At 34.5% G+C, this 21248-nt stretch carries 19 protein-coding genes and 2 pseudogenes; 6 read left to right on the top strand and 15 right to left on the bottom strand.

The window, feature by feature from the left end:
* Positions 1-184: 184 nt before the first annotated feature.
* From ACJZL3_RS01665 to ACJZL3_RS01655, 3 genes are all read left to right on the top strand, one after another.
* Positions 185-1549: a hypothetical protein gene (locus tag ACJZL3_RS01665; RefSeq protein ID WP_419198840.1), complete on the top strand. Its 1365-nt coding sequence runs from the start codon at positions 185-187 to the stop codon at positions 1547-1549.
* A gap of 8 nt (positions 1550-1557) precedes the next feature.
* Positions 1558-3768 carry a hypothetical protein gene (locus tag ACJZL3_RS01660; RefSeq protein WP_353274265.1) on the top strand — a complete coding sequence of 737 codons (2211 nt, stop codon included), beginning with the start codon at positions 1558-1560 and terminating at the stop codon, positions 3766-3768.
* Between the two features lie 656 nt (positions 3769-4424).
* Positions 4425-6395 (top strand): ankyrin repeat domain-containing protein, encoded by a 1971-nt coding sequence (locus ACJZL3_RS01655; RefSeq protein ID WP_419198839.1) that lies wholly within the window; start codon positions 4425-4427, stop codon positions 6393-6395.
* 18 nt (positions 6396-6413) lie between these two features.
* Here ACJZL3_RS01655 and ACJZL3_RS01650 read toward each other — a convergent pair whose 3' ends face one another.
* The 7 genes and pseudogenes from ACJZL3_RS01650 to ACJZL3_RS01620 all read right to left on the bottom strand — a co-directional run bounded on the left by ACJZL3_RS01650 (position 6414) and on the right by ACJZL3_RS01620 (position 11150).
* Complete coding sequence (locus tag ACJZL3_RS01650) at positions 6414-6545, bottom strand: hypothetical protein (protein ID WP_264686477.1); 132 nt, start codon at positions 6543-6545, stop codon at positions 6414-6416.
* 58 nt (positions 6546-6603) lie between these two features.
* A complete protein-coding gene (locus tag ACJZL3_RS01645; RefSeq protein ID WP_419198838.1) occupies positions 6604-8058 on the bottom strand; it encodes a recombinase family protein in 1455 nt (484 codons plus the stop codon).
* 49 nt (positions 8059-8107) lie between these two features.
* Positions 8108-9358 (bottom strand): group II intron reverse transcriptase/maturase, encoded by a 1251-nt coding sequence (gene ltrA / locus ACJZL3_RS01640; protein WP_419198617.1) that lies wholly within the window; start codon positions 9356-9358, stop codon positions 8108-8110.
* 43 nt (positions 9359-9401) lie between these two features.
* Positions 9402-9524 carry a hypothetical protein gene (locus tag ACJZL3_RS01635; RefSeq protein WP_419198591.1) on the bottom strand — a complete coding sequence of 41 codons (123 nt, stop codon included), beginning with the start codon at positions 9522-9524 and terminating at the stop codon, positions 9402-9404.
* 403 nt (positions 9525-9927) lie between these two features.
* Positions 9928-10362 carry a DUF2924 domain-containing protein gene (locus ACJZL3_RS01630; RefSeq protein WP_138265077.1) on the bottom strand — a complete coding sequence of 145 codons (435 nt, stop codon included), beginning with the start codon at positions 10360-10362 and terminating at the stop codon, positions 9928-9930.
* A gap of 4 nt (positions 10363-10366) precedes the next feature.
* Positions 10367-10588, bottom strand: a pseudogene (locus ACJZL3_RS01625) (ankyrin repeat domain-containing protein); the annotation flags it as partial.
* Between the two features lie 76 nt (positions 10589-10664).
* Positions 10665-11150 carry a group II intron maturase-specific domain-containing protein gene (locus ACJZL3_RS01620; protein ID WP_419198837.1) on the bottom strand — a complete coding sequence of 162 codons (486 nt, stop codon included), beginning with the start codon at positions 11148-11150 and terminating at the stop codon, positions 10665-10667.
* A gap of 63 nt (positions 11151-11213) precedes the next feature.
* On the opposite strand from ACJZL3_RS01620, the gene ACJZL3_RS01615 reads away from it, so the two are divergent.
* A protein-coding gene (locus ACJZL3_RS01615) for an IS5-like element ISWpi1 family transposase (protein ID WP_094189578.1) occupies positions 11214-12046 on the top strand; the annotation gives its coding sequence in 2 pieces (ribosomal slippage) (positions 11214-11583 and positions 11583-12046; 834 coding nt in all).
* Between the two features lie 23 nt (positions 12047-12069).
* Here the strand turns inward: ACJZL3_RS01615 and ACJZL3_RS01610 are convergent.
* Both ACJZL3_RS01610 and ACJZL3_RS01605 read right to left on the bottom strand, forming a co-directional pair.
* Positions 12070-13120: pseudogene (locus tag ACJZL3_RS01610) on the bottom strand (IS3 family transposase).
* Between the two features lie 142 nt (positions 13121-13262).
* Positions 13263-14783 (bottom strand): HlyD family type I secretion periplasmic adaptor subunit, encoded by a 1521-nt coding sequence (locus ACJZL3_RS01605; RefSeq protein WP_010962735.1) that lies wholly within the window; start codon positions 14781-14783, stop codon positions 13263-13265.
* Between the two features lie 248 nt (positions 14784-15031).
* On the opposite strand from ACJZL3_RS01605, the gene fabG reads away from it, so the two are divergent.
* Together fabG and ACJZL3_RS01595 are read left to right on the top strand one after the other, a co-directional pair.
* Positions 15032-15766, top strand: coding sequence for a 3-oxoacyl-[acyl-carrier-protein] reductase (fabG, locus tag ACJZL3_RS01600; protein ID WP_010962736.1), 735 nt, complete (start codon positions 15032-15034; stop codon positions 15764-15766).
* Between the two features lie 95 nt (positions 15767-15861).
* Positions 15862-16197 (top strand): TrbC/VirB2 family protein, encoded by a 336-nt coding sequence (locus ACJZL3_RS01595; protein ID WP_070356877.1) that lies wholly within the window; start codon positions 15862-15864, stop codon positions 16195-16197.
* Between the two features lie 21 nt (positions 16198-16218).
* On the opposite strand, the gene ACJZL3_RS01590 is transcribed toward ACJZL3_RS01595, so the two are convergent.
* The 6 genes from ACJZL3_RS01590 to ACJZL3_RS01565 all read right to left on the bottom strand — a co-directional run bounded on the left by ACJZL3_RS01590 (position 16219) and on the right by ACJZL3_RS01565 (position 21225).
* On the bottom strand, positions 16219-17499 hold the full coding sequence (locus ACJZL3_RS01590) for a M48 family metalloprotease (RefSeq protein WP_419198836.1): 1281 nt from the start codon (positions 17497-17499) through the stop codon (positions 16219-16221).
* A 71-nt stretch (positions 17500-17570) separates the two neighbouring features.
* Positions 17571-18224, bottom strand: coding sequence for a 3,4-dihydroxy-2-butanone-4-phosphate synthase (gene ribB / locus ACJZL3_RS01585; protein WP_419198835.1), 654 nt, complete (start codon positions 18222-18224; stop codon positions 17571-17573).
* Between the two features lie 6 nt (positions 18225-18230).
* On the bottom strand, positions 18231-18725 hold the full coding sequence (gene greA, locus ACJZL3_RS01580) for a transcription elongation factor GreA (protein WP_010962740.1): 495 nt from the start codon (positions 18723-18725) through the stop codon (positions 18231-18233).
* A gap of 9 nt (positions 18726-18734) precedes the next feature.
* Positions 18735-20276 carry a F0F1 ATP synthase subunit alpha gene (gene atpA, locus ACJZL3_RS01575; protein ID WP_038198926.1) on the bottom strand — a complete coding sequence of 514 codons (1542 nt, stop codon included), beginning with the start codon at positions 20274-20276 and terminating at the stop codon, positions 18735-18737.
* On the bottom strand, positions 20273-20833 hold the full coding sequence (gene atpH, locus ACJZL3_RS01570; RefSeq protein ID WP_419198833.1) for an ATP synthase F1 subunit delta: 561 nt from the start codon (positions 20831-20833) through the stop codon (positions 20273-20275). The genes atpA and atpH overlap by 4 nt, the downstream gene beginning before the upstream one ends.
* 41 nt (positions 20834-20874) lie before the next feature.
* The gene (locus ACJZL3_RS01565) at positions 20875-21225 is read right to left on the bottom strand and encodes a YraN family protein (protein ID WP_012673177.1); all 351 of its coding nucleotides are present in this window, start codon (positions 21223-21225) and stop codon (positions 20875-20877) included.
* Positions 21226-21248: the final 23 nt, after the last annotated feature.

Raw genomic sequence — 21248 nt, 5'->3', positions numbered from 1 at the left:
CAGCAAGGTCTATTTTTCCGTAAGTAAAAGTGTTTTACAATTAATTATTAGAATGAAAATATCATACTTGGCTCTCAAGAAATTTCCTCTTGTGCAGTGGTAAGGTTTGGAGAAAAAGATTGGCTTGGCAACGATAATTTACTAGACTAAAGTTTATATTAAAATACAAAATGGAGTTGCGGGTATGGAATCTGGTTTGGATCACAATTACAATAAAATACTTGATATATTAAAAGGTGCTATTAAAGGCGACGATAATCAAGTTAAAGCGAGAAAACACCTTAGAGTAGAAAGATGGCTAAGGGTTTATATTCAATTAATTGAAGATTTTGATGAGGGAAAATTAAAATTTTTCTCTGATATATTCTCTGATAATTCTTGTTGGGATGGAATAAAATTAAAAAATAAAGCTGTTGGTGAAAGGCTAACTGAAGAAAAAAATAAAAATGGAAAAGAAAATCCGCTTGATCTTGCAGATAGATATTACTTGGCATGTAAATATTGTCTAGAAGATAAGATTCCTGGATTGTTTGAACAAGTATTTATGAGATTTAAGAGAAGTGCCTTTGAAGAGGATGGATCTGATGATGATCTGAGAAGAGAATTATTGGAAAATATCGAAGAAACTAGCCCTATAGAAGCTTTCTGGTCTTTTCTTATTGATAAGCAGATTGGAAAACTAAACGAATATAAATCAGTTGAAGGTTTGCAAAAATCCATACAGATAAATTCTAATAAAAACTGGGAAGAAGGTATAGAGTTCTTCTATAATAAATTGCACAATGATTCCAGTATTTCTAGTCAAGATAAAAATAATTTGTTAATTGAAGCAGCTTTATCTGCAGTAAAGGGTTACAAAGAAGTAGACACCATAGAGTTTTGCCTGTCTAAAATGGATGATGAACAAAAGAAAAAATTACTAAATAGAGATTATAAGGAAAATACTTATTATGCAGTATTAAGTGAACTGATCGATGAATACTGCTTTGACTCTTTTAAGAATTTATTTAACTTACTTGAATCTAATGGTCTTTCGTTCGAGCAGTATGGGGTTATCCTATCATCATTATCAAAAAAGATGCTTCTAAATTCAGATTTAGCTGAGCAAACTAGAGAAACTATTATGTATGCTTGGAAACATAAAAATTTTGAAGAGTGTAGAAAGTCTGTATTTAAGGACTACTCTTTTATTGTAATGGTAACGAATTTAATAGCAGAATTAAGAAAGGAAAGTCCAAGTAATGAAAATAGAAAGAAGGAAATATCAGGAATATTGGAGTGTGTTGAACATACACAAGTTAAAGAAATGCAGGATTCTTTAATAAATAGAATGAGTGCAGTGCATGGAATTGGTGAAGAGCAATTTACTCAAGATCAACAGCTGATAGAACAGCTCTTTTCTGAACTAGATAAGTCCTTTAAGCACAAAAAAGAGGATCCAGTTGTTCAAGGTAATGATGGGGCTGGTGAACCATCTGGTTTACCACAATCAAGTTTTAGCCTGACTGATACCCCGTATAACGTAAAATCTTCAAGCCATAGCAAATAGGAGATTATATGCCAAATATTACAAAGCCACTTGAATTGGTGCAGCTTCTATTGATAGAAAATACATCAAGGGAAGAGTTTTTAGATTTTCAAAAAAGGTTTCAGTCATTTATTGATCAGTCTCCTTCTTTCTTACACTCAGTTGGAAAGGAAGGCTTTTTCCCTAGTTTCTTCTTTGGCGCTTTTGCCACTTTGTTGGATTCAGATCTTGCTGACTTTGAAGATGTTAAGGTTAAGGAAATTCACTTTCGTTTTGATGATCATGGTACTTTAAAGCTAGCTGTATTAACTGAAGATTCTAAGGCAATAAGTGAAAAATTAATCTATATTGCAGTATCCGATAAAAAGAATCATAAACCAAAATTTGATCCAGAAGAATTGGCAAATATACATTCAAGATATGAAAATCTCAGAGAAACTATATATAGTATAACAATTGAAAAGGAAAGAAAGGTTGCTTGTGACGTGACGGAAAATCCTAAAGTAGGTCCTTATGATTCAGAACAGGCAAAAAAATTTACTTTAATAAAAAGCAAAAAAGAAAACTTAAAAGATTTAATTGGAGGGTTAGCAAATAAAAGCCATGAGCAGGTAATGAATACAACTGAAAAAGTGCTGAAATATATTACTGATGTCTACAATGAATATAAAGGTGATAAAGGAGTTAAAAAACAATTTGAAGGTAAAGAATCAAGTTACCATGGCTTTTTAGCGGGATTCTTAATGAATTTTAAATATCGTTTTCACCTAAAACTTTATCTCGAATTATTTGCTGGAAAAGGTTATGCAGACATTATTTTACTTGTACGTGGTTCTGATAAGTCGCTAAGCTCTATTCCCATGATTATTGAGCTTAAAGCAAAAACAGATGAAAAGAGTACAGCACAAAAAGCAATAGAGCAAGCGCAAGATTATGTTAAAGGCTACTTTTTCAACTCCATTAGAATGGTTACTACAGCTAATAAAGCAGTTTGTGTAGGGTTAAATTTTGAAATGAACCACCATCCTAAATATTTACTTTTTGCACAGCAATTCTTGAACAGAAAAGGTAATTCTGTAATAGAAAAGTTACTTGGCACTGAAGCAGCGAATGCTGAGGTGATAAGAACACAGCTAGAGTATCTTTACTATGGAATTGTTTGGAGCAATGGTGGAAGTGATAATATTAATTATGTCAGCAGAATGATCTTAGGTCAGCTAGTACTTATTTCTAATATTATTAAGCGTGAAAAGTTAGGTAAACATATTTTTATTTATGATCAAAATGATAAAATGGTTACTGGATCACAGAAACGCCCAGAAGCAGCAAAAGAAAGTATTGAGGATTGTGTTACAACTATAGTGCTAACTTTAGGTAAGAAGGTGCTTATACTCAACATAAATGAAAAAAATGAATTTGCATTGAGAGTGCCAGATAATAAAGGAATTCCTATTGAAAATATTAGGGGAATTCAAAACGTCAATGACATAAAGATACAAGAAATAACCTGTAACTTATACAGTACACCTAGTAATAAGAATCCATTTGATCAGTACTGTAATAAGAATAAGGGAATTACAGTAAATACGTATGACTCATTGGACAAATACAAAAGAGGTAAAGAAATTTTACAAGGTAATTTTACTCGAATTGTGGAAAATAAAAAATTTAAAGCAGCTTTGAGCAAAGCTATAGAATCTGGTAAATATGATGATTACAAAAAACTATTTGAAGAAATTTCTCATATACTACATCCTTTCAAATCATTAATAAGCAATGAGGCTACATTTCAAGCTGTATTGCATGGTTTATTTAGTAGCTACGGAGAAGATAATATAAAAGTTATTACTGAATTTCAAATAGGTGGTGGAGAGAAGTTGGATGTTATGTTGGTTATAAATGCTACTGATCAAAAAAAAGAATACCCCCCAGTTGGAATAGAGCTAAAATTTGCTAAGAAAGGAGAATTGGATAAAAAAGAAAAAGATGCTAAGGACCAGTTGAAAAGATATAAAGAAGGTGAAGCGTATAAGGTAATTACTGATGCTGGCAAAGTGAAACTGATATATGCTGTTTTTAATAAAGGTGCAACAGATGAAGGTTCCCTTATAAAAATTGGTAATGAGTTTGTAGAGGTAGATGTAAGACATAGCTCTGTGGTTGCTTTTGGTCAACAGCCAGGTAGTCTCCAACAACCTTATGTTCAACAAGCAGGTCTATCTCGAGCAGTTAATCAGTGATCTAGTCTTAAGAAATAGTCATCTTAAGTAGGTTATGCTGTCGAGAAGTTTTGTGACAAAGTTATAGAAGGAAAACAAAATGATCCTGATACGAGTACATGGAGTGCTGTTAAAAGTTCGTTTTCCGATACATTTATTACTAAGCATAATATGAATTACATTTATAGTAATCAATCTCCAGTGAATTCCTTAGATAGCTAAGAGCTAAAAGTATGTATTGTGTAAATAGTTACCAAGGCTGGAAGGTTTTGAACTTTTTTTCACAACACTGATGTTCTTGCTAAAATATTTTTGAAAAAGTTAGTTGACTTATAAATAATTCTCTACTAATACTGGCATGTGTTTGTTTATTCTGCTGAAGTGGCTCCGCAGGTTACTGTATAAGCTTCAGCAGTTTTTGCACTCCTTTAAAGCATAATCCATCATGCTCTTATAGTAGTGATATCAAATATAGGTCTTAACCATGTTAATTTATAGTAAAATTAGCTCAAATTTGGAGTCATAAGCAACTTTTAACCTATCTACATACTCCATTGTTACTCACCATAAAAACTTAACAAAAGCTTAACAACATAAGTAGTAAAAAGATTATGGTTGTTGATTTAATGTTACATATTGCATACAATATATTATGTATCTTAGCTTAAGGGGTAAGTATGGGTGAATCTAACGGGATAGTAAAATCTATCATCAATCTACTAAAACCAAAATCCAAACCAGAACCATCTGATTTTGAATATGAATCCATTATAGAACATTTATCATCTAAAGAGCATTTATTAAATGAACTGATGAATGATATGTGGTACTCAGGAGATTTACCATCAGTTAGAAACTATAATGAACCATCATCTTTAATAGATAGCAAACTTGCACTAAGAGAACAGGTTTGTATTTGGTCTGCTCTTGAGTATGATCTCACTCCAAATCAAAAGAAATTAAATGAAGAGTTATTCAAAACCCTAGAATGTTTAACTTCTTACTATAGCTCATTTGATAATACTGAATCTCTTAAGAAGTTTTTACATGATAATAAAAATAATAAAGATTTAAAAGTAATTCTTAACCTAAGAAGAGGAGAATCTCAATCAACAGTATTGCATGCAATTGCAGGAGCAAATATTGGTGGATTTCGTCGCATAGGAAATCGTGCTATAGATCTACTTTTAGATGCAGGTTCAGATCCTAATATAAAGAATAATGCAGGAAAGACACCATTACACCTTGCTGTTGCTATAGGGTATGGATATAGCATAGACTCTCTTCTCTCTAAAGGTGCTAACCCTAGTATAGTAGATAGAAAAGGAAGAACTCCGCAACAAATAGCAGTTAATAATCATCGCTACGACATTGAAGTGTTCTTTTTAACTGATAAACAGAAAGAGTTGATGAGAGAATTGTATAACTTAGATAGATTTGATTTAGACTACACTAAAAATTTAAAGAAGTTTTTAAGTAAGCATGAAGGAGACTTAGATTTAAAAGTGGTACTGAACATTCGTAACGCAAGAGGTGAATCAGAATTGTTTTCACATCTTGATGGTTGTTGGGACAATGAAGATGGTATGAAAGAAGCAAAAAAGATCTTGCTAAAGATGGGAGCATTAGATTATCGTGTAAATATTGATTATCCTAGCAAAAAGAAAGAACAGATCAGCACTCTACTTGTTAAATTAACTTTACAGCAGAAGGAAGAGCTGCATAAGTCTTTTTTTGATAAGGTATTTTATGCTCAAAACATGGTTGAACTTGAAAAGATTGTAAACGATGCTATAAAGTCTGGTGTACGATTAAACTATTCTCTTTCACAAGATTTCTTTTCAGGTAATGAGTACACTTTTACCGATTATGTGATGAAAAAAATCAGTGAGTTGGAAAAAAATCCTAAAGTTGCTAGTAGTATAATATGTCAATTAGTATCAAAAGGGGCAGTGTTTGGTAATACAGTTGATGCTAACACACTGACATCAGAATTTAAAGAGCATAAAACTAACCTAAAAAAAGCTTATAGAGATTATATTAGCAATTCTCATAAATTTATTGAAATCGCAAAAAGTGCAACCAATAGCGAGCTAAAAGATGCAAGAGTAGACAACTCCGTTTTTTACTTAGAATATTCTAAAGATAGTAAAATAGACATTATAAAGATAACAGATGGGGTAAGGGATTTAGGTCTAACCGATGGAGATGTAAAGTGTGGAAGAAATATAGTAAAAATCGGTAAAAGTGAAGTAGAAATTAAAATTGAAGATGGCATAAGGAATTACACAGATCTTACAGAAGGTAGCAGTATAGTATTAACTTTCTATACTAGTTTAGGAGAATTAGAAGTTAGGTTATATCCTGATGAGAAAAATGAAAATTGGATAAAAGTAGAGGTGAGTGAAGAAGGCCTACTTCTACTCGATGAAATAGAAGATTGCAATGAAGGAATAGAAAATTATGAAAAAATAGGGCAAAATTGCTTATTGGGAGGTTTATCAGTTATTGAAGCCATAGACCGAGGTGTTTTTGCTAGATCTGGTGGATTAATTCGTCCTGAAGTAATAAGCGAGTCTAACAACAAATGGACAGAACGTGAAGAGTTAAGAAGGACTTCTGATCCTAGGAGAGAAGTTTCTAGGTAGATTAATTTGCCAAAAAAGTTAAAGATTATTATTTAAATATAAACTTCTATAATTTATAGATTTTGGATCATTTTCTACCACTGTTGCATCCAGTATGCTAGAATCTTCATTGTTTATATTGATATTTTCATATAATTGATTCTGTAACATTGATTTACTTTTCTATATCAATCTCAACATCTTTTGGCATGGCCCTTTTCTGTTGCTTTTATAAATCAAGACCGTAGAATTTCTCCAATTGCTCACTCCACAGCATCGGTATTTCCCTCAAGTTAGCTAACTTCAAACTCCTTGGCTGCCTCCCATTTACTATGTCTTCTTTAATCTTTGGTGCTAAATAGTTCAATCTCAAAATTTGCTGTATACGTCTTGTACCTATATTAATTTTGGCACTCAGCTCTTTCACACTTTCGTATTTTCTCTCTTCTAGTTGCCGTTTCCACAGATGGGCTCTTACCACTGCTTTCAGTAATGCATTGTTTGTTTTCCCCTCTGGCTCTACTACTGTGCATTTATTTCCTTTCTTCTTTATTGATATAAATTTTTCCTCCGATTCAGAATACACCTCTATTCCATCCTCTCTCACCAATACTGCTTTTATTAACTTTTTCACTGCTTCTTTCTGTTTTCCAAAGCTTAAATTTTTCCACTCTTCCACTTTTTCTTCCCAATTTTCATACAGGCGCTCAGCTCTCTTCATTACTTCTTTTTCTACTTCTCCTGCTATTACATTTCGGTTTTCTGATTCACAACTTTTTCCCCTTAAATGATTATTGCATACGTAATATCTATACCTTTTATTCTCTTTTTTTGCGTACGTCAGCGTCATATTTGCATTACAGCTCTTGCACTTAATTATTCCCTTTAGCAATGCTTCCTCGTATTTCGCCTTTCTATATGGTTGATTCTTTATCAATTCCTGCGCTTTTTGCCATTTTTCCTCTTTTATTATTGCTTCATGCTTTCCCTCATACTCTTTCTCATAATGTCTTATCTTTCCCATATATATCGGATTTGTTATTATTCTTCTCACCGTTGCTTTTTTAAAGATATCTGATTTTGTTCTATAACCTTCTCTATTTAACTCCCTTGCCAATTCTGCCATTGATTTTAGCTCCAAATATCTTTCAAATATATGCTTCACTGTCCTTGCTTCTTTTTCATTTATTATTAATTCTTTATCTTTTACATCATATCCAAGCGGCAAAGTTCCCCCCATCCACAATCCCTGCTCCTTTGATGTTGCTATTTTATTTTTTACCCTTTCTACGATCATTTCTCTTTCTAGCTGTGCTGCTCCTGACAATACCGTTTGTACAAACTTTCCCATTGGCGTATTATTATCAAATATCTGCGTTACTGCTATAAAATTTACTCTATGCCTTCTAAAAAATGATGTCACTTCTATACTATCTTTTGTTTCCCTTGATAACCTGTCTAGCGTATATACTACTACACAATCTACTTCTCCTTTTTTTACATCTTCAAACAACTCCTTTATCGCTGGTCTTTCTAAATTCTTTCCTGAGAAACCTCCATCATCGTACCTTTTTGCCAATGCTACCCAACTCTCTCTGCTCTTTATGTATTTTCCACATGCTACACGTTGCGCATCAAGACTATTAAATTTTTGTTGGAGAGTAGACCGGCGGAACTTCCCCACCAGTCTCTCGCAGAACTGTGCATGAACCTCGCGACTCACACAGCTCCCATTATTCAGTCTTTTGACCTAAAGCTAGTGTCCAGTGGTAAAAAGTATTTGTCCCTTCTTTCCTCATTTTTCCTAGAAGTTGCCTCGCTAGTCTTCCATGATTTCGAAGCTTCTTATACTTTCTTCTGACCCACTTTTCTAGGTGCTGCTCTATGTTTCTCAGAGGTTTATATATCTCTTTCCTGTAAAACCTGCCATAGTACTGATACCAGCCTCTGACTATTGGATTTACTGTCTTTGATATTTCCTCTAATGTTTTGTGTGTATTTCGTAGTATTTTCCAGGACCTTATGGTTGTAGTAATATTTTTCTTGGCCTTGTTGCTAATTGCGGGAAGAAATGAAACAAAATGCTTTCCTATTTTATTTCTTGCTAACCTGGGTCTAAATGTGTAACCCAGAAAATCAAAACTTTGTTTAGGAAATTCATTTTTCCTATTGTCATCCTTGCAGTACACAATTTGTGTCTTTGCAGGATGTAATTTTAGCTTATACTCAGCCAGTCTTTCTTCAATTGCTACCCTCATAAATTCCGCCTGTCTACTACTCTTGCAGTGCACTATCGCATCATCTACATACCTCTCAAATGGTATTGTTGGGCACTTTCGTCTCATCCACTCATCAAATACATGATGCATAAATATGTTTGAGATCAGCGGGCTTATTGAACCTCCTTGCGGAACTCCTTTATCCCTAACTACCTTACTTCCATCTGCTTGCTGAATTGGCGCTTTCATCCATCTTTCAACATACAGTATGACCCATTTGCAGTCTGTGTGCCTTTTGATAGCTCGCAATGCCAACTCGTGGTCCAAATTGTCGAAAAATCCTGCTATATCAAGATCTATCGTCCAATCGTACCACCAGCATCTTTTCCTCGCAGTTCCTACCGCATCCAGTGCAGATTTGTTTGGTCTATAACCATATGAATCTTCATGAAACTTCGGGTCTACTAACGGTTCTAGATACATTGTAGCTGCTGTCTGCGCTATCCTGTCCGATACTGAAGGGACACATAAAATTCTTTGTCCCCCTTCTGTACCTTTTGGTATTGCTACAGCTTTTACAGGCTCTGGAAAATAACTTCCAGATGACATTCGATTCCATAGCTTGTACAGATTATCTTTTAGATTTTCTTCAAACTTTGTTATCGTAACCTCATCTACACCAGCAGCACCCTTATTTTTCGATACTTGTTTATAAGCTCTCCAAATAACTTGCTTCGGTATATCAAAAGACTTTGTTTTACTCATTAACTCCTCCCTTTCGGTTGATAAATAATTAAAACTGAATAACTCAGCCCCTTCGCTCCATTTCCATTACAGAAATTTCTTCACTACTACGAGCTGATCCGCCCCTGTTCTTCGCATCGGTACTCTCATCCTTGAAGTTTAGCTTCTTGGATTTCTCCCTTATCATCGAAATGACAGGTTCCCGCAGTTCTACACAATAGCCCAAAATGGATCCGCGCCACCTATATGCCGGACGCCATCTATCCAGTAAACAAGTTTCCGATAGATTTATCCCAGGTTAGGCTAGAACACCTGGTTTTGACATCTTCTATGAAGTTTCGACACTTCATCAGTGGTTCATTTGCATTCGCCTCTCCATTTTACACATGACGCATAATTGCGCCTTTTCCATAACGCTCACTACCATGGCTCTTTACCAAAGCAGCTTATGGCTGTTTGAAGCCTGCTCTTGTAAACCGGCTCCGAGGGACCTACCCTCATCTATTGTGCAGCTTCAACTGATCGCTTCTACGGCACACCTAGACCATCTTCATTTGACTTCCTAGTATATATCGCACATCTTACCTCTTTCAGCATTCTTTCTCCTTATCTCTCATTCCAAATAGAAGCGGCCCATTGTAACTCATTCCCATTATTTTTCCGGCTACTGCTGACAATGACGTAAAAAATTCTTCTCTGTAGATTAAACCCTTATCTGTTACCATTACCGCATGCATCTCTTCTCCTCTCTCTAATATTAGCTCTGTTCCTGCTACTGGAAGTTTGTCACTACTTATTCTTTTTCCCTTCTCTAGTCGATCTGCTAGATACTCTAGTCTTTTTGCTCCTTTTCTTGACATTTTTCCATACGCTTCCTCCTGCATTCTATAAGCTAATCTCGGTATCAGATATTTCTTTGAGTATCTAGGCGCCTCTTCCCCATATACCTTCTTCCATATTTTTCTCAGTTCACCCAAAGGTTTTTTCTCTAAATTCATTACTTTCTTTTCTATTTCTTCCTCCATATTTTTAGCCTTTCATAAATAACTTTTCAATTCTGTCTGTTTCTTTCTTTAATACCTCGGTTATCTTTTTGCTATTTTTCGCATAATCCATCGCTGTCATTCCAAATTTATCCGCTTGCTCTATTTCTCCTCCAGCTTTCACTAGCTCCTCCACTATTTCTTTTTCACCTACCATGCACGCAAGGTGTAGAGGTATGCATTTATTTCCATATTCCTCAGCATTTAGGAGAGTAGACCAGTGGAACTTCCCCACCAGTCTCTCGCAAAACTGTACGTAAACCTCTTGATTTATACAGCTTCCATTATTCAGCCTTTTGGCCTAACCCTAGTGTCCAGTGATAGAAAATATCCGGAGACCTCTTTCTCACCTTTCCTAGAAATTGTCTTGCTAGTCTTCCGTGACTCCTGAGTCTCTTATATTTCCTTTTCACCCACTTTTCTAGATGCCGCTCTATATTCTTTAGAGATTTGTATACTTCAGTTCTGTAAAATTTGCCATAGTACTGATACCAGCCTCTGACTATTGGATTTACTTTTCCTGACATCTCCTCTAATGTTATATGCGTATTTCGTAGCATTTTCCATGACCTTATGGTTGTAGTAATCTTTTTCTTGGCCTTGTTGCTAATTGCTGGGAGAAATGAGACAAAATATTTCCCTATTTTATTTCTTGCTAACCTGGGTCTGAATGTGTAACCCAGAAAATCAAAACTTTGTTTAGGAAATCCACCACTCCTATTGTCATCCTTACAGTACACTATCTGTGTCTTTTCAGGATGTAATTTCAACTTAGAGGTTGTCCGGAAACAAGTAAAAGGCTATAATATCTGAAATTTTAGTACGGGGTAAAGATGAGAAAAAAGTATCCAACAGATCTAAGCGAAAGGGAATGGGCAAGAATAGAAAAACACTTCAGAGTATCATACAAGAAAGGAGGAAGGCCGCCAAAGTATAGCAAAAGAGAAATATTAGAAGCAATTTTCTATGTATTGCGTACAGGGTGTCAATGGCGGTATTTACCAAATGATTTTCCGCTATGGAAGACTGTGTATGAGCAGTTCAGGCAATGGAAGAAGCAGGGAATTTTTGAGAAAATGAATTATGAAATTACAAAATATAGTAGAAGAAAAATAGGAAGGAATGAGCAGCCGAGTGCCTGTATAGTAGATAGTCAATCTGTAAAGACTACAGAAAAGGGGGGATCAAAGGCTATGATGGAAGTAAAAAAGTAAAGGGTAGAAAAAGGCATATAATTACAGACACTCAGGGTTTTATACTAGGTTGTTACGTAGGCGCTGCTAACGAAAATGATAGAGATGGTATTAAAATAGCATTAAACAATATGAGAACAAAATATACTAAAGTTAAAAAAATGTGGGCTGACATGGGATACCAAGGAAGAAATTTAAAGAATCACATAAAGGAAGAATATGACATAGATATTGAAATTGTTAAAAGGCCTCCATGTAGATTTTGGGTGCACAAAGATACGCCACCTGAGCTACTACCAACAAGAGAACAAGGGTTTAAAGTACAGCCAAGAAGATGGGTTGTAGAAAGGACTTTTGCTTGGGTTAATAGGAATAGAAGGCTATCGAAGGAGTATGATTTACTCACAACATCCACTGAGAATTTCATATACCTAGCTATGAGTAGGGTTATGTTAAAGAGGGAATATGCTTGAATTTACTAGTTTCCGGACAACCTCTAATAGTGACGTTGTTTGTTATAAAAAATTTCTATATATTCAAATATAGCAGTTTTGATATGCTGTTTAGAGTGCCGAGAGGTGTCTATTGGTAACTCCCTTTTTAGAGAACTGAAGAAGCTTTCCACAACAGAATTGTCGTAACAACAACCTTTATAACTCATCTATGTTTTTTATGGATAAGAGATATTGATAACCTTGCGAAGTATATTGTGAACCTTGATCACTATGTAATAGTAGATTTTTGGCAGGTTTACGCTTGTTAACGGCCATTAATAAAGAGTCCATAACCAATTGTTTATTTATTGAACTGCTCATTAACTACCATGCGTGAATATAGATCGATTATTGTTGCCAAATATAGCCATCCTTCTTTGGTTTTTATATAAGTAATCCCATACTTTATTTGGTTGATCGACAATAAAGTTTTGGTCTAATATATTGGGAGCTACTGTCCGTTTGTTGTTTCTTAATTTTAAATTTTCTTCTCAATATAGCCTGAATACCATTTTTCTGCATAATACTTTGCACTGTTTTTAAGTTGCAACTTTTACCCAAAGCCTTCAATTCAGCATGAATTTTAGGAGCTCCATATCTACATTTAGAAGCTTGATATATTTTTTGAATATCTGCTAATAACTCTTTATTTGCTGATTCTCTACTGCTTATTTTCCTTGTAGTCCACTTATAGTAGCCACTAGCAGAAAACCCTACATAATTCCTGCACTTTATAGTGTTTACTATGCTCTTTTATGAAAAAATATTTTACTCTTTTTGACTGGCCAGGGCTTTTTTTAAAATGTCTCTTTCTCTTGTTACTTTTGCTAACTCTTTCTGTAAATCAAATCTCTCTTTGTCATAAGGTGCTACATCTGGAAATGCATTTGCCGCTGACTTTTTTTCGTTATATTTCTTCATCCATTTTCCTAATACACTATCCCTTATTCCTAGATCTCTTGCTACTTTTGCAACTGGTTGACCTACCTTTCTTTGTTCATTTGCCAGCTTAACAGCTTCCAATTTGAATTCTGCCGTATATTCTCTTGCCATTTCTAATCCTCCAAAATTTTATTTTACCCGAAAAAACTCCTTTCTTTCTCTCCACTTTTTCTGGGTAAGGTCAAGAAGCCTATTGTCTAATTATGTACCTAAATTTTATTACGGCACTTTCACTACTACTTTAACGAGTGAGCTACCTTTCTATAAAAGACCTATCGACTGTTGCAATTATAGGCGTAAACAAGAATGATAAAAGAGTACGAGATTGAGTAACTATGTACACTTCTGCTGGCATACCAGGGTATAGGTATACGTTTTTAAACTGAGCAAGCTCTGGTTTTGGTATCACTACACGTACTGAATAATAACGCCCTAGTCTTGGATCATCAAGAGCGTCAGGAGAAATATGGCTTACTATACCACTAATTAAACTTAAACGACGTGCACTGTAAGCACTTAACCGGACTTTAACCTTTAGCCCTTCTAGCCCATCAATAGAGACTATGTTGCTATCTTTCTTTTGTGCCGACAGTACCTCTTCTATGTTTCTGGTCTGAATTTTAGCATCTATTATTAGGTCATCATCCGATGGCACTACGCTCATGATCGGAACTCCAGATTGTATAACACCACCTTCAGTATGGTATCTTATATCTGTGACTATCCCATCTTGAGGCGATTTAATTATTGTACGTGCTAATGAATCTTCAGCAACCATCAGCCTCTCTTTCAAGTCTGCAATAGACGTACTAACTTCCTTAAGTTCAGCGTTTGCTCTTTCTTGAGAATCGTTTCTCACGTTTATAATTTCTAATTCGTTCTCTCCAATTTTTTGCTGCACTTGAGATATTGCAGAACGGTAATGTCCAACTCTGCCTTCAATTTCAGCAAACTGCTTTTCTAAAGCTAAAATGTGTGGTTTGCTTATATGGCCACTATCAAGTAATTGTCTTTTTGTTTCCAACTCCTCAGTTATCAAGTCATATTGCTTATGAGCTGCATTTAGTTGAAAGTTTAGCCCCGCTAATTCATCATTTAACTGCTTTATACGTTGTTGCAGTATGTCTGTTTTTCCCAATATGCTCTTTCTCTGAGAGTTGAACAACTTTACTTGATTCTTTATCGCTTTATTTACAAGTTCATCGTGAGATAATTTTTTAACCTCATCAGGAAACTCGAGCGTGTCCAAATCTACTCTGATTGCAAGAAGCCTTGCTTCTGTTGCTAAAAATGATAAGAGCTTCTCTTTGATAATACTTAAATTCGCCTTCTCGTTAACATCACTCAACAAAACTAGAGGCTCATCTTTTTTAACTGCTTGGCTCTCTTTGACTAAAATTTTGCTTATTATTCCTCCACCCAAGTGTTGAACTATTTTCCTATTTGAAGATACAATAACTTCTCCACTTGCATGCACCGCACCGTCAATTGGAGCTATAGCCGACCAAATACCACCTATCCCAAAAAAGATAAGTATTACTACCAGACCAAAAAATAGTGGTCCCCATGTTACTCTCAGAACTTCATTTACGTTATTACTTTCACGTTTTAAAATAAAATTTATCATCGCATCAATCAATGCGAACGTCTTATCCAAAAATTTTGGGTACTTCTTCTTTTTATTTTTTGCTCCTTGCATATTTATATTATCACTATGGCCAATCAAGCCTGTCAAAGAAAATCCAGTGCTAAGCTTTTTTAACTTACTGATCATAATACTACTGTGAATTTGTGTTAACTCAAGATAACACACAAAAACAAAGAATCTATAATTTAAGCATTCCATTTAGACTGTAGAGCACCAGAATAAACTATTTAGTAACAATTCCTGCATAACTATGTTTTTAAAATTTTTTGACGTTTAACTTTATTTTGTGAATATCTGAGTTACTTATATTATGTAAGAAATCTATTGCCAACTAGTCAATATTCTGTTAGGAATTAAGATAATATAAAGTTATTATGTTTGGATTGGAAAGCAGAAAGTTCCTGATTACTGGTGCATCAGGCGGAATAGGGCAAGCAATTGTAAAAATTATGCACAAAGCCGGAGCAACTTTATGTGTTTCTGGCACAAAAAAAGAAGTGCTCGAAGAAGTTGCTAAACAATATGAAAAAAATATGCACGTACTCCCTTGTGATTTATCAAATGCTGAGGAAGTAAATCAACTAGTAAACAGAGCAAGTGAGTTGATGGAAGGCTTTGACGGGCTTGTATGCAACGCGGGCATTACGCAAGACAGTTTATTATTGAGAATGACAGATGAAACATGGCAAAAAGTAATTGATATTAACTTGAGTTCTACATTTAAGCTGAGTAGAGAAGCATGCAGGAAACTAATTAAGAATAATTGGGGAAGAATTATAAATATTTCCTCAATAATAGGGCTGACAGGAAACGCCGGGCAAGCAAATTATGCAGCGTCTAAAGCTGGAATAATAGCTATGAGCAAATCTATAGCAAAAGAAGTTGCAAGTCGTAATATAACAGTAAATTGTATTGCTCCTGGGTTTATAGATACTAAAATGACTGAAGTTTTAAATGAAGTGCAAAAGGGAAAAATATTAGATAATATTCCAATGAAAAGAATGGGAACAGGGGAAGAAATAGCAGCAGGGGTCTTATTTTTAGCAAGTGATGAAGCAAAATATATAACAGGGCATGTGCTTAACATTAATGGTGGGTTATTTATGTAGCAACACTTATGTATGGACAAATTATAATTTTTACTTTAAAATAAAAATATGTGTAGGTGTAGGTTTACGTTAATTTATTATTTAGAGGCAAAAAAATGAGCTCTATAATGGAATTTTTTAGTGTTTTTTGCGTAGTATTGCTTTTCTCTTTCTCAGGTTATGCAGCTGACCCTGATATGGATGACACAACTAAAGTAATATGCAATATTATTGGTTATGTTTGGGGGATAGGCGGTCCACTTATGACGGTAGTAATAATTGGTGCAGCTTTGCTTGCAATATTTGGCAGGATGCCGTGGCCAGCCCTCTTTGCTCTTGGCATGTTCTGTGGTGTATTTTTTGGCGCTAAAACTATCATAACGAAAATTATGCCCAATGTAAGCGATGAAGCAAAAGCTATGTTGGAAAATTGTGGAAAGAGAAACCCATAAAAGTACAGAAATGCTTTTTTGTTATCCATTAAATCGCTTCATATCTTCAACTTGCAACAAATAAGGGCTATCTTTTGGTAAAGTTTTAACAGCTAGCTCAGCATATTTTGTAAATTGCTTTAAATCACCTTCAATACAAGCCTTTTTTGTCAAAGCAAAATAATGCATTGCCGTATCAGCGTCACATTTATATGCAACGCTTAAATATTTCCAGACAAAAGCGTTATTTGGTTCTACATTCAAAATCTGCTCCAGGTAAAAAATTGCCTTTTTTGCATCACCGTGTAATAATAAAGTATGAGATAATGCAAGTTTCACTAAATAACTGTTTTTCTCAGATAAATACCTAAGCGATTCCTCATACATTTTTATTGCTTCACTTAAATTTCCAGCCTTGTATAGCATTTCTGCTTTTAATTCATATAGGTATGGGTCATTGCGTGACTCTTGAATCAATGAATTAACTTTAGCAATAGCCTCCTCTATCTTTCCTTGCCTATAGCAAACTATAGCATTTACATACTCAGAATTATCTTCATATTTATTAGATAACACATGAATAGGAGCAAAGAAAGAGTCTAGCTTTGCAACCACACGCTCAAACTTTAGTAACTTATCCGCAAAAATTGGTTTTACGTTGTTTTTGACCTTATAATTCTGTACAGCAAATATACGTTTCTCACTAAGTGGGTGAGTACGGAAATATTCCTCGGTATTCTCATGCTCAATACTTTTAAAATAATCAAAAATCTCTTTCATACCTGAATTATCATAGCCAGATTCATCAAGGTACCTTAAAGCATAGCTATCTGCTACACTTTCTTGCTCTTGAGAATAGTTAAAAAATAGCCTTGAACTGAGTGCTACACCACTAAGCAAAATTGCACCAGCAACCTGAGGGTTAATGATAATACTAGAAACTAATCCTACCATATAACTAATCATTGCTATCGATTGAAAATAACCCACAGCACTACTCATTTGCAATATATGACCAGCAGATATGTGAGCAATCTCATGTGCTAATATACCAAGCAAGACATAAGGTTTAGCCGAATATCGTAAAAGCCCTAAATGAATGAAGATACTGTTATTGTTAATTACAAAAGCATTAATCGAACTGTCATTAATTACAAAAACTTTCACTTGATCATGATCAATATCTGCAGCAGAAAATAAAGGTTGCGCTAGCTCTTTCACTATTGCTTCCACCTCACTATCTCTAATAATGTTAATAGAGTAAGCATTATTATAATATGCAAGAAAGAACAATAAGGTCAAAAACTTAGCAATTCTAAACATGAAAATTCTGTGCTTGTATAATTTACAGGAATTTTATATTTTAACACTTAAATTATACAAATTTATAAACGCTAGTTTAATTTTTTAACGTAACTGATAAGTTTGTCGATGGTAGTTAACTTAATTTTATGTTGTTCAGCAAATTTAAGCAACTGAGGTAAGCGCATCATAGAGCCATCATCATTCACTAATTCACACCCTACAGCTACATGATTAAGACCAACCAACTTTGCTATTTCAACACTTGCTTCAGTGTGACCATTGCGTGCTAAAACCCCGCCTTCATTTGCAATAATAGGGAAAACATGCCCTGGAGTAATAATATCGTCCTTAGTACTCTTTTCATCAATGGCAGTAAGTATCGTATGCGTTCTATCATGAGCAGAAACACCTGTTGTAATGCCATAACGCGCATCAATTGACGTAGTAAATGCAGTATGAGGAGTAAGCTTTTCATCTACATTGCTCTTCCTCATAAACTCAAGATTTAGTTTACTCATATGAAGCTTTGTCATAGCTAAAAATACAATACCAGTACCGTATCTAACCATAAAAGCCATATGTTCTGGTTTTACTTTTTCAGCTAAGACAACCAAATCACCTTCATTCTCTCTACTTTCATCATCAACTAAAATGAACAATTTACCGGAACGAGCATCCTCTAATACATCTTCCACAGAAGAAATACCGGGTAGACTCATTGAAGCATAAGTGGCCTGTACCATAATAATTTACTTAAATTCAATCTTAACTATTTTATACAATTTCTCTCCATTTGGCACTGTCACTTCCACATACTCACCGACTTTTTTGCCGATTAAGGCACTCCCGAGTGGTGAACTAGTAGATATTAACTGCTTTGAAACATCAGCTTCATATTCGCCTACAACCTTATAAACATATTCCACTTCACCGTTATTATCACTTAACATTCTTAATGTCACAGTTGCACCAAATATTACTGAATCACCAGACAAATTTTTTACTTCTATTACTTCCGCATGTGAGAGCTTACTTTCTATCTCCATTATACGGCCTTCAATAAAACCTAACCTTTCCCGTGCAGCATGATACTCTGCGTTTTCAGACAAATCACCTTGATCACGAGCATCAGAAATAGCTTGTATAACAGAAGGCTTTTCTTCCTTTAATTTTTCAAGTTCGGCTTGCATATTCTCAAAACCTTCCCTCGTCATAGGAAATTTATTAATAATAGATGAAGCCATAATTACCACCTAAACGCAATTAAATTGAGTAACAAAATTACTCACAATATTAAAAATATCACCTTTTATATCACCATTCATGTCATTTGACAACTTTTTTAAAACCCCAGGGTGTACAGTACGAAAATAATTAACAAGATCATGTTCAAATTTATTAACGTTACTTATTTGTATTTTACTTAACTGATTATACAGGTTAGAAAAAATATACATCAGCACTACTTGCTCTTCTATTGACATAGGTAAATGTTGTTTTTGCTTTAATAACTCAACAAGATATTTACCCTTATTCAAGGATAATTGAACACTAGCATCAAGATCAGAACCAAATTTTGCAAAATCTTCTAATTCTCTATACTGAGCTAAGCTTAGCTTTATAGAACCAGCAACTTTTTTCACAGACTTTAATTGTGCAGCAGAACCAACCCGTGAAACCGACAAACCTATATTTACTGCAGGTCGAAATCCTTTATAAAATAATTCAGACTCAAGAAAGATCTGCCCATCGGTAATTGAAATAACATTTGTTGGCACATATGCGGATACATCACCAGCTTGAGTTTCGACAATTGGCAAAGCAGTTAAAGAACCCTGCCCTTTTTTATCAGACATTTTAGCAGCTCTTTCAAGCAAGCGAGAATGTACATAGAATATATCTCCAGGGTAAGCTTCACGACCAGGAGGACGTCTGAGCAATAAAGACATCTGCCTATATGCCACAGCATGCTTAGATAAATCATCATATATAATCAAACAATGCATTCCATTGTCACGGAAAAATTCCCCAATAGTGCAACCAGCATAAGGTGCTAAAAATTGCATAGGCGCGCAGTCAGATGCACTAGCCACAACTACAGTTGTATACTCTAATGCTCCGCTTTCTTTCAGCTTATTTACCACTTTTGCTACTGTTGAAATTTTTTGCCCAATAGCAACATAAACACAGTAAACTTTTTGATTTTCGTTTACCTCATCGTTAATCTTCTTCTGATTGATAATAGTATCAAGCGCAATAGTAGTTTTACCAATTTGTCTATCACCAATAATTAATTCACGCTGCCCTCTACCTATTGGAATTAGCAAATCTATAATTTTAATTCCTGTTTGCAGTGGCTCATGCACAGACTTACGATCAATAATGCCTGGCGCTTTAGATTCTATATCCATTCTGTTTTTGGCTCTAATTTCCCCACCGTCGTCCATAGGATGGCCCAACGCATTTACAACTCTCCCTAACAATTCATGCCCTACAGGCACCTGCACAACATCACCACTACATTTTACAACGTCCCCTTCTTTCACATCACGGTCATTACCAAGCACAACTATTCCAGCCGTATTATGATCTAAATCGAGAACTATTCCTTCTACACCACTTGCAAAAAATACCTTTTCACCGAATTTTGCTTTTTCCAGCCCATAAACCAATGCGATACCATCTGTTACTGAAATTACTTCACCTATATTTTCCCGCTTTATAGGATTATCAAACGTCTCAACCTTTTCTCTTATTATACTTGCTATCTCAGAAACATTCATACTGTTCTTCATACAAAATTCCTTACTTTTAATATTTCCATTTTACTTAAGTCAACTAACCTATCCAAGTAACTTTTTAGCGAAGCATCGATCAAATTAAAACCATACCTAACTACGAAGCCACCTAGTATAGAAGGGTCAACCACATTGCTTACTTTTATTATTTTACCAAGAAAGCTCAAAGATTCAGTAATTATTTTTATATCAGATTCCTTTAAAGTTTCTGCTGACTTTATAGTAATTTCGAATTCATTTTCATTTTCTCTTGCAAGACTTAAGAATTTTTCTAATATAAGGATCAATAAACTAGAGCGTTTATTTGCAAATATAACCATAATAAATTTTACTAAATTCTCACTCAAGTGCTCACTTATAGAAAGCATCACTTCTTTTTTGTGTGCAAAAGAAATCATAGGATGAGATAGGTACACAAAAACATCACGTTGATCCTTAAAAAAAGCCAACAAAAATTCTACTTCTTTCCTTATAATACCTAACCTGCTTCCTGAGACATGAAATAGCACTCTAGCGTAAGATGAAACTAAATTATTGTATTGGGTCTTTTTCATATTAAATCCAGTAAATCTAAATTAATTCAGCTACAAATCTTTCATTCTTCAATCCAAGCATTTTTTATATAAACAGGTCTTCTCTTTAAGGAAAGAAAATATAAATCATATCTGACTGAATAATCTAAAAAACTAAGGTTTTTACTTAAGAAATACTTAGAAGAATTTATAATAGACTGACATTGAAGATGAGATATCGGTATTTCTTTTCCAAGTAAACTTGTTTTAACTTCTATAAAAATCAGCTCCTTTTTTTTAGATACAATTAAGTCAATTTCACCGAACTTACAACGGTAACGGCGTTTTATAACATTATACCATTTCAGTTTTAAATATACTAAAACTAATAACTCGCCAAAGTAACCTACAAAGTAGCGTAACCTACTTACCACAAGAAGAACAATTATGATAACAA

This window comes from Wolbachia endosymbiont of Rhagoletis cingulata, assembly GCF_048537655.1.
GTDB lineage: Bacteria > Pseudomonadota > Alphaproteobacteria > Rickettsiales > Anaplasmataceae > Wolbachia > Wolbachia pipientis.
This window is presented reverse-complemented; position numbering and strand designations above follow the sequence as displayed.

Bases quoted from the DNA above. Each gene is read 5' to 3' on its own strand.
- ACJZL3_RS01665 (WP_419198840.1), top strand. From the start codon at position 185: ATGGAATCTGGTTTGGATCACAATTACAATAAAATACTTGATATATTA.
- ACJZL3_RS01660 (WP_353274265.1), top strand. From the start codon at position 1,558: ATGCCAAATATTACAAAGCCACTTGAATTGGTGCAGCTTCTATTGATA.
- ACJZL3_RS01655 (WP_419198839.1), top strand. From the start codon at position 4,425: ATGGGTGAATCTAACGGGATAGTAAAATCTATCATCAATCTACTAAAA.
- ACJZL3_RS01650 (WP_264686477.1), bottom strand. From the start codon at position 6,545: ATGTTACAGAATCAATTATATGAAAATATCAATATAAACAATGAAGAT.
- ltrA (WP_419198617.1), bottom strand. From the start codon at position 9,358: ATGAGTAAAACAAAGTCTTTTGATATACCGAAGCAAGTTATTTGGAGA.
- ACJZL3_RS01635 (WP_419198591.1), bottom strand. From the start codon at position 9,524: ATGATAAGGGAGAAATCCAAGAAGCTAAACTTCAAGGATGAGAGTACC.
- ACJZL3_RS01630 (WP_138265077.1), bottom strand. From the start codon at position 10,362: ATGGAGGAAGAAATAGAAAAGAAAGTAATGAATTTAGAGAAAAAACCT.
- ACJZL3_RS01605 (WP_010962735.1), bottom strand. From the start codon at position 14,783: ATGATCAGTAAGTTAAAAAAGCTTAGCACTGGATTTTCTTTGACAGGC.
- fabG (WP_010962736.1), top strand. From the start codon at position 15,032: ATGTTTGGATTGGAAAGCAGAAAGTTCCTGATTACTGGTGCATCAGGC.
- ACJZL3_RS01595 (WP_070356877.1), top strand. From the start codon at position 15,862: ATGAGCTCTATAATGGAATTTTTTAGTGTTTTTTGCGTAGTATTGCTT.
- ACJZL3_RS01590 (WP_419198836.1), bottom strand. From the start codon at position 17,499: ATGTTTAGAATTGCTAAGTTTTTGACCTTATTGTTCTTTCTTGCATAT.
- ribB (WP_419198835.1), bottom strand. From the start codon at position 18,224: ATGGTACAGGCCACTTATGCTTCAATGAGTCTACCCGGTATTTCTTCT.
- greA (WP_010962740.1), bottom strand. From the start codon at position 18,725: ATGGCTTCATCTATTATTAATAAATTTCCTATGACGAGGGAAGGTTTT.
- atpA (WP_038198926.1), bottom strand. From the start codon at position 20,276: ATGAAGAACAGTATGAATGTTTCTGAGATAGCAAGTATAATAAGAGAA.
- atpH (WP_419198833.1), bottom strand. From the start codon at position 20,833: ATGAAAAAGACCCAATACAATAATTTAGTTTCATCTTACGCTAGAGTG.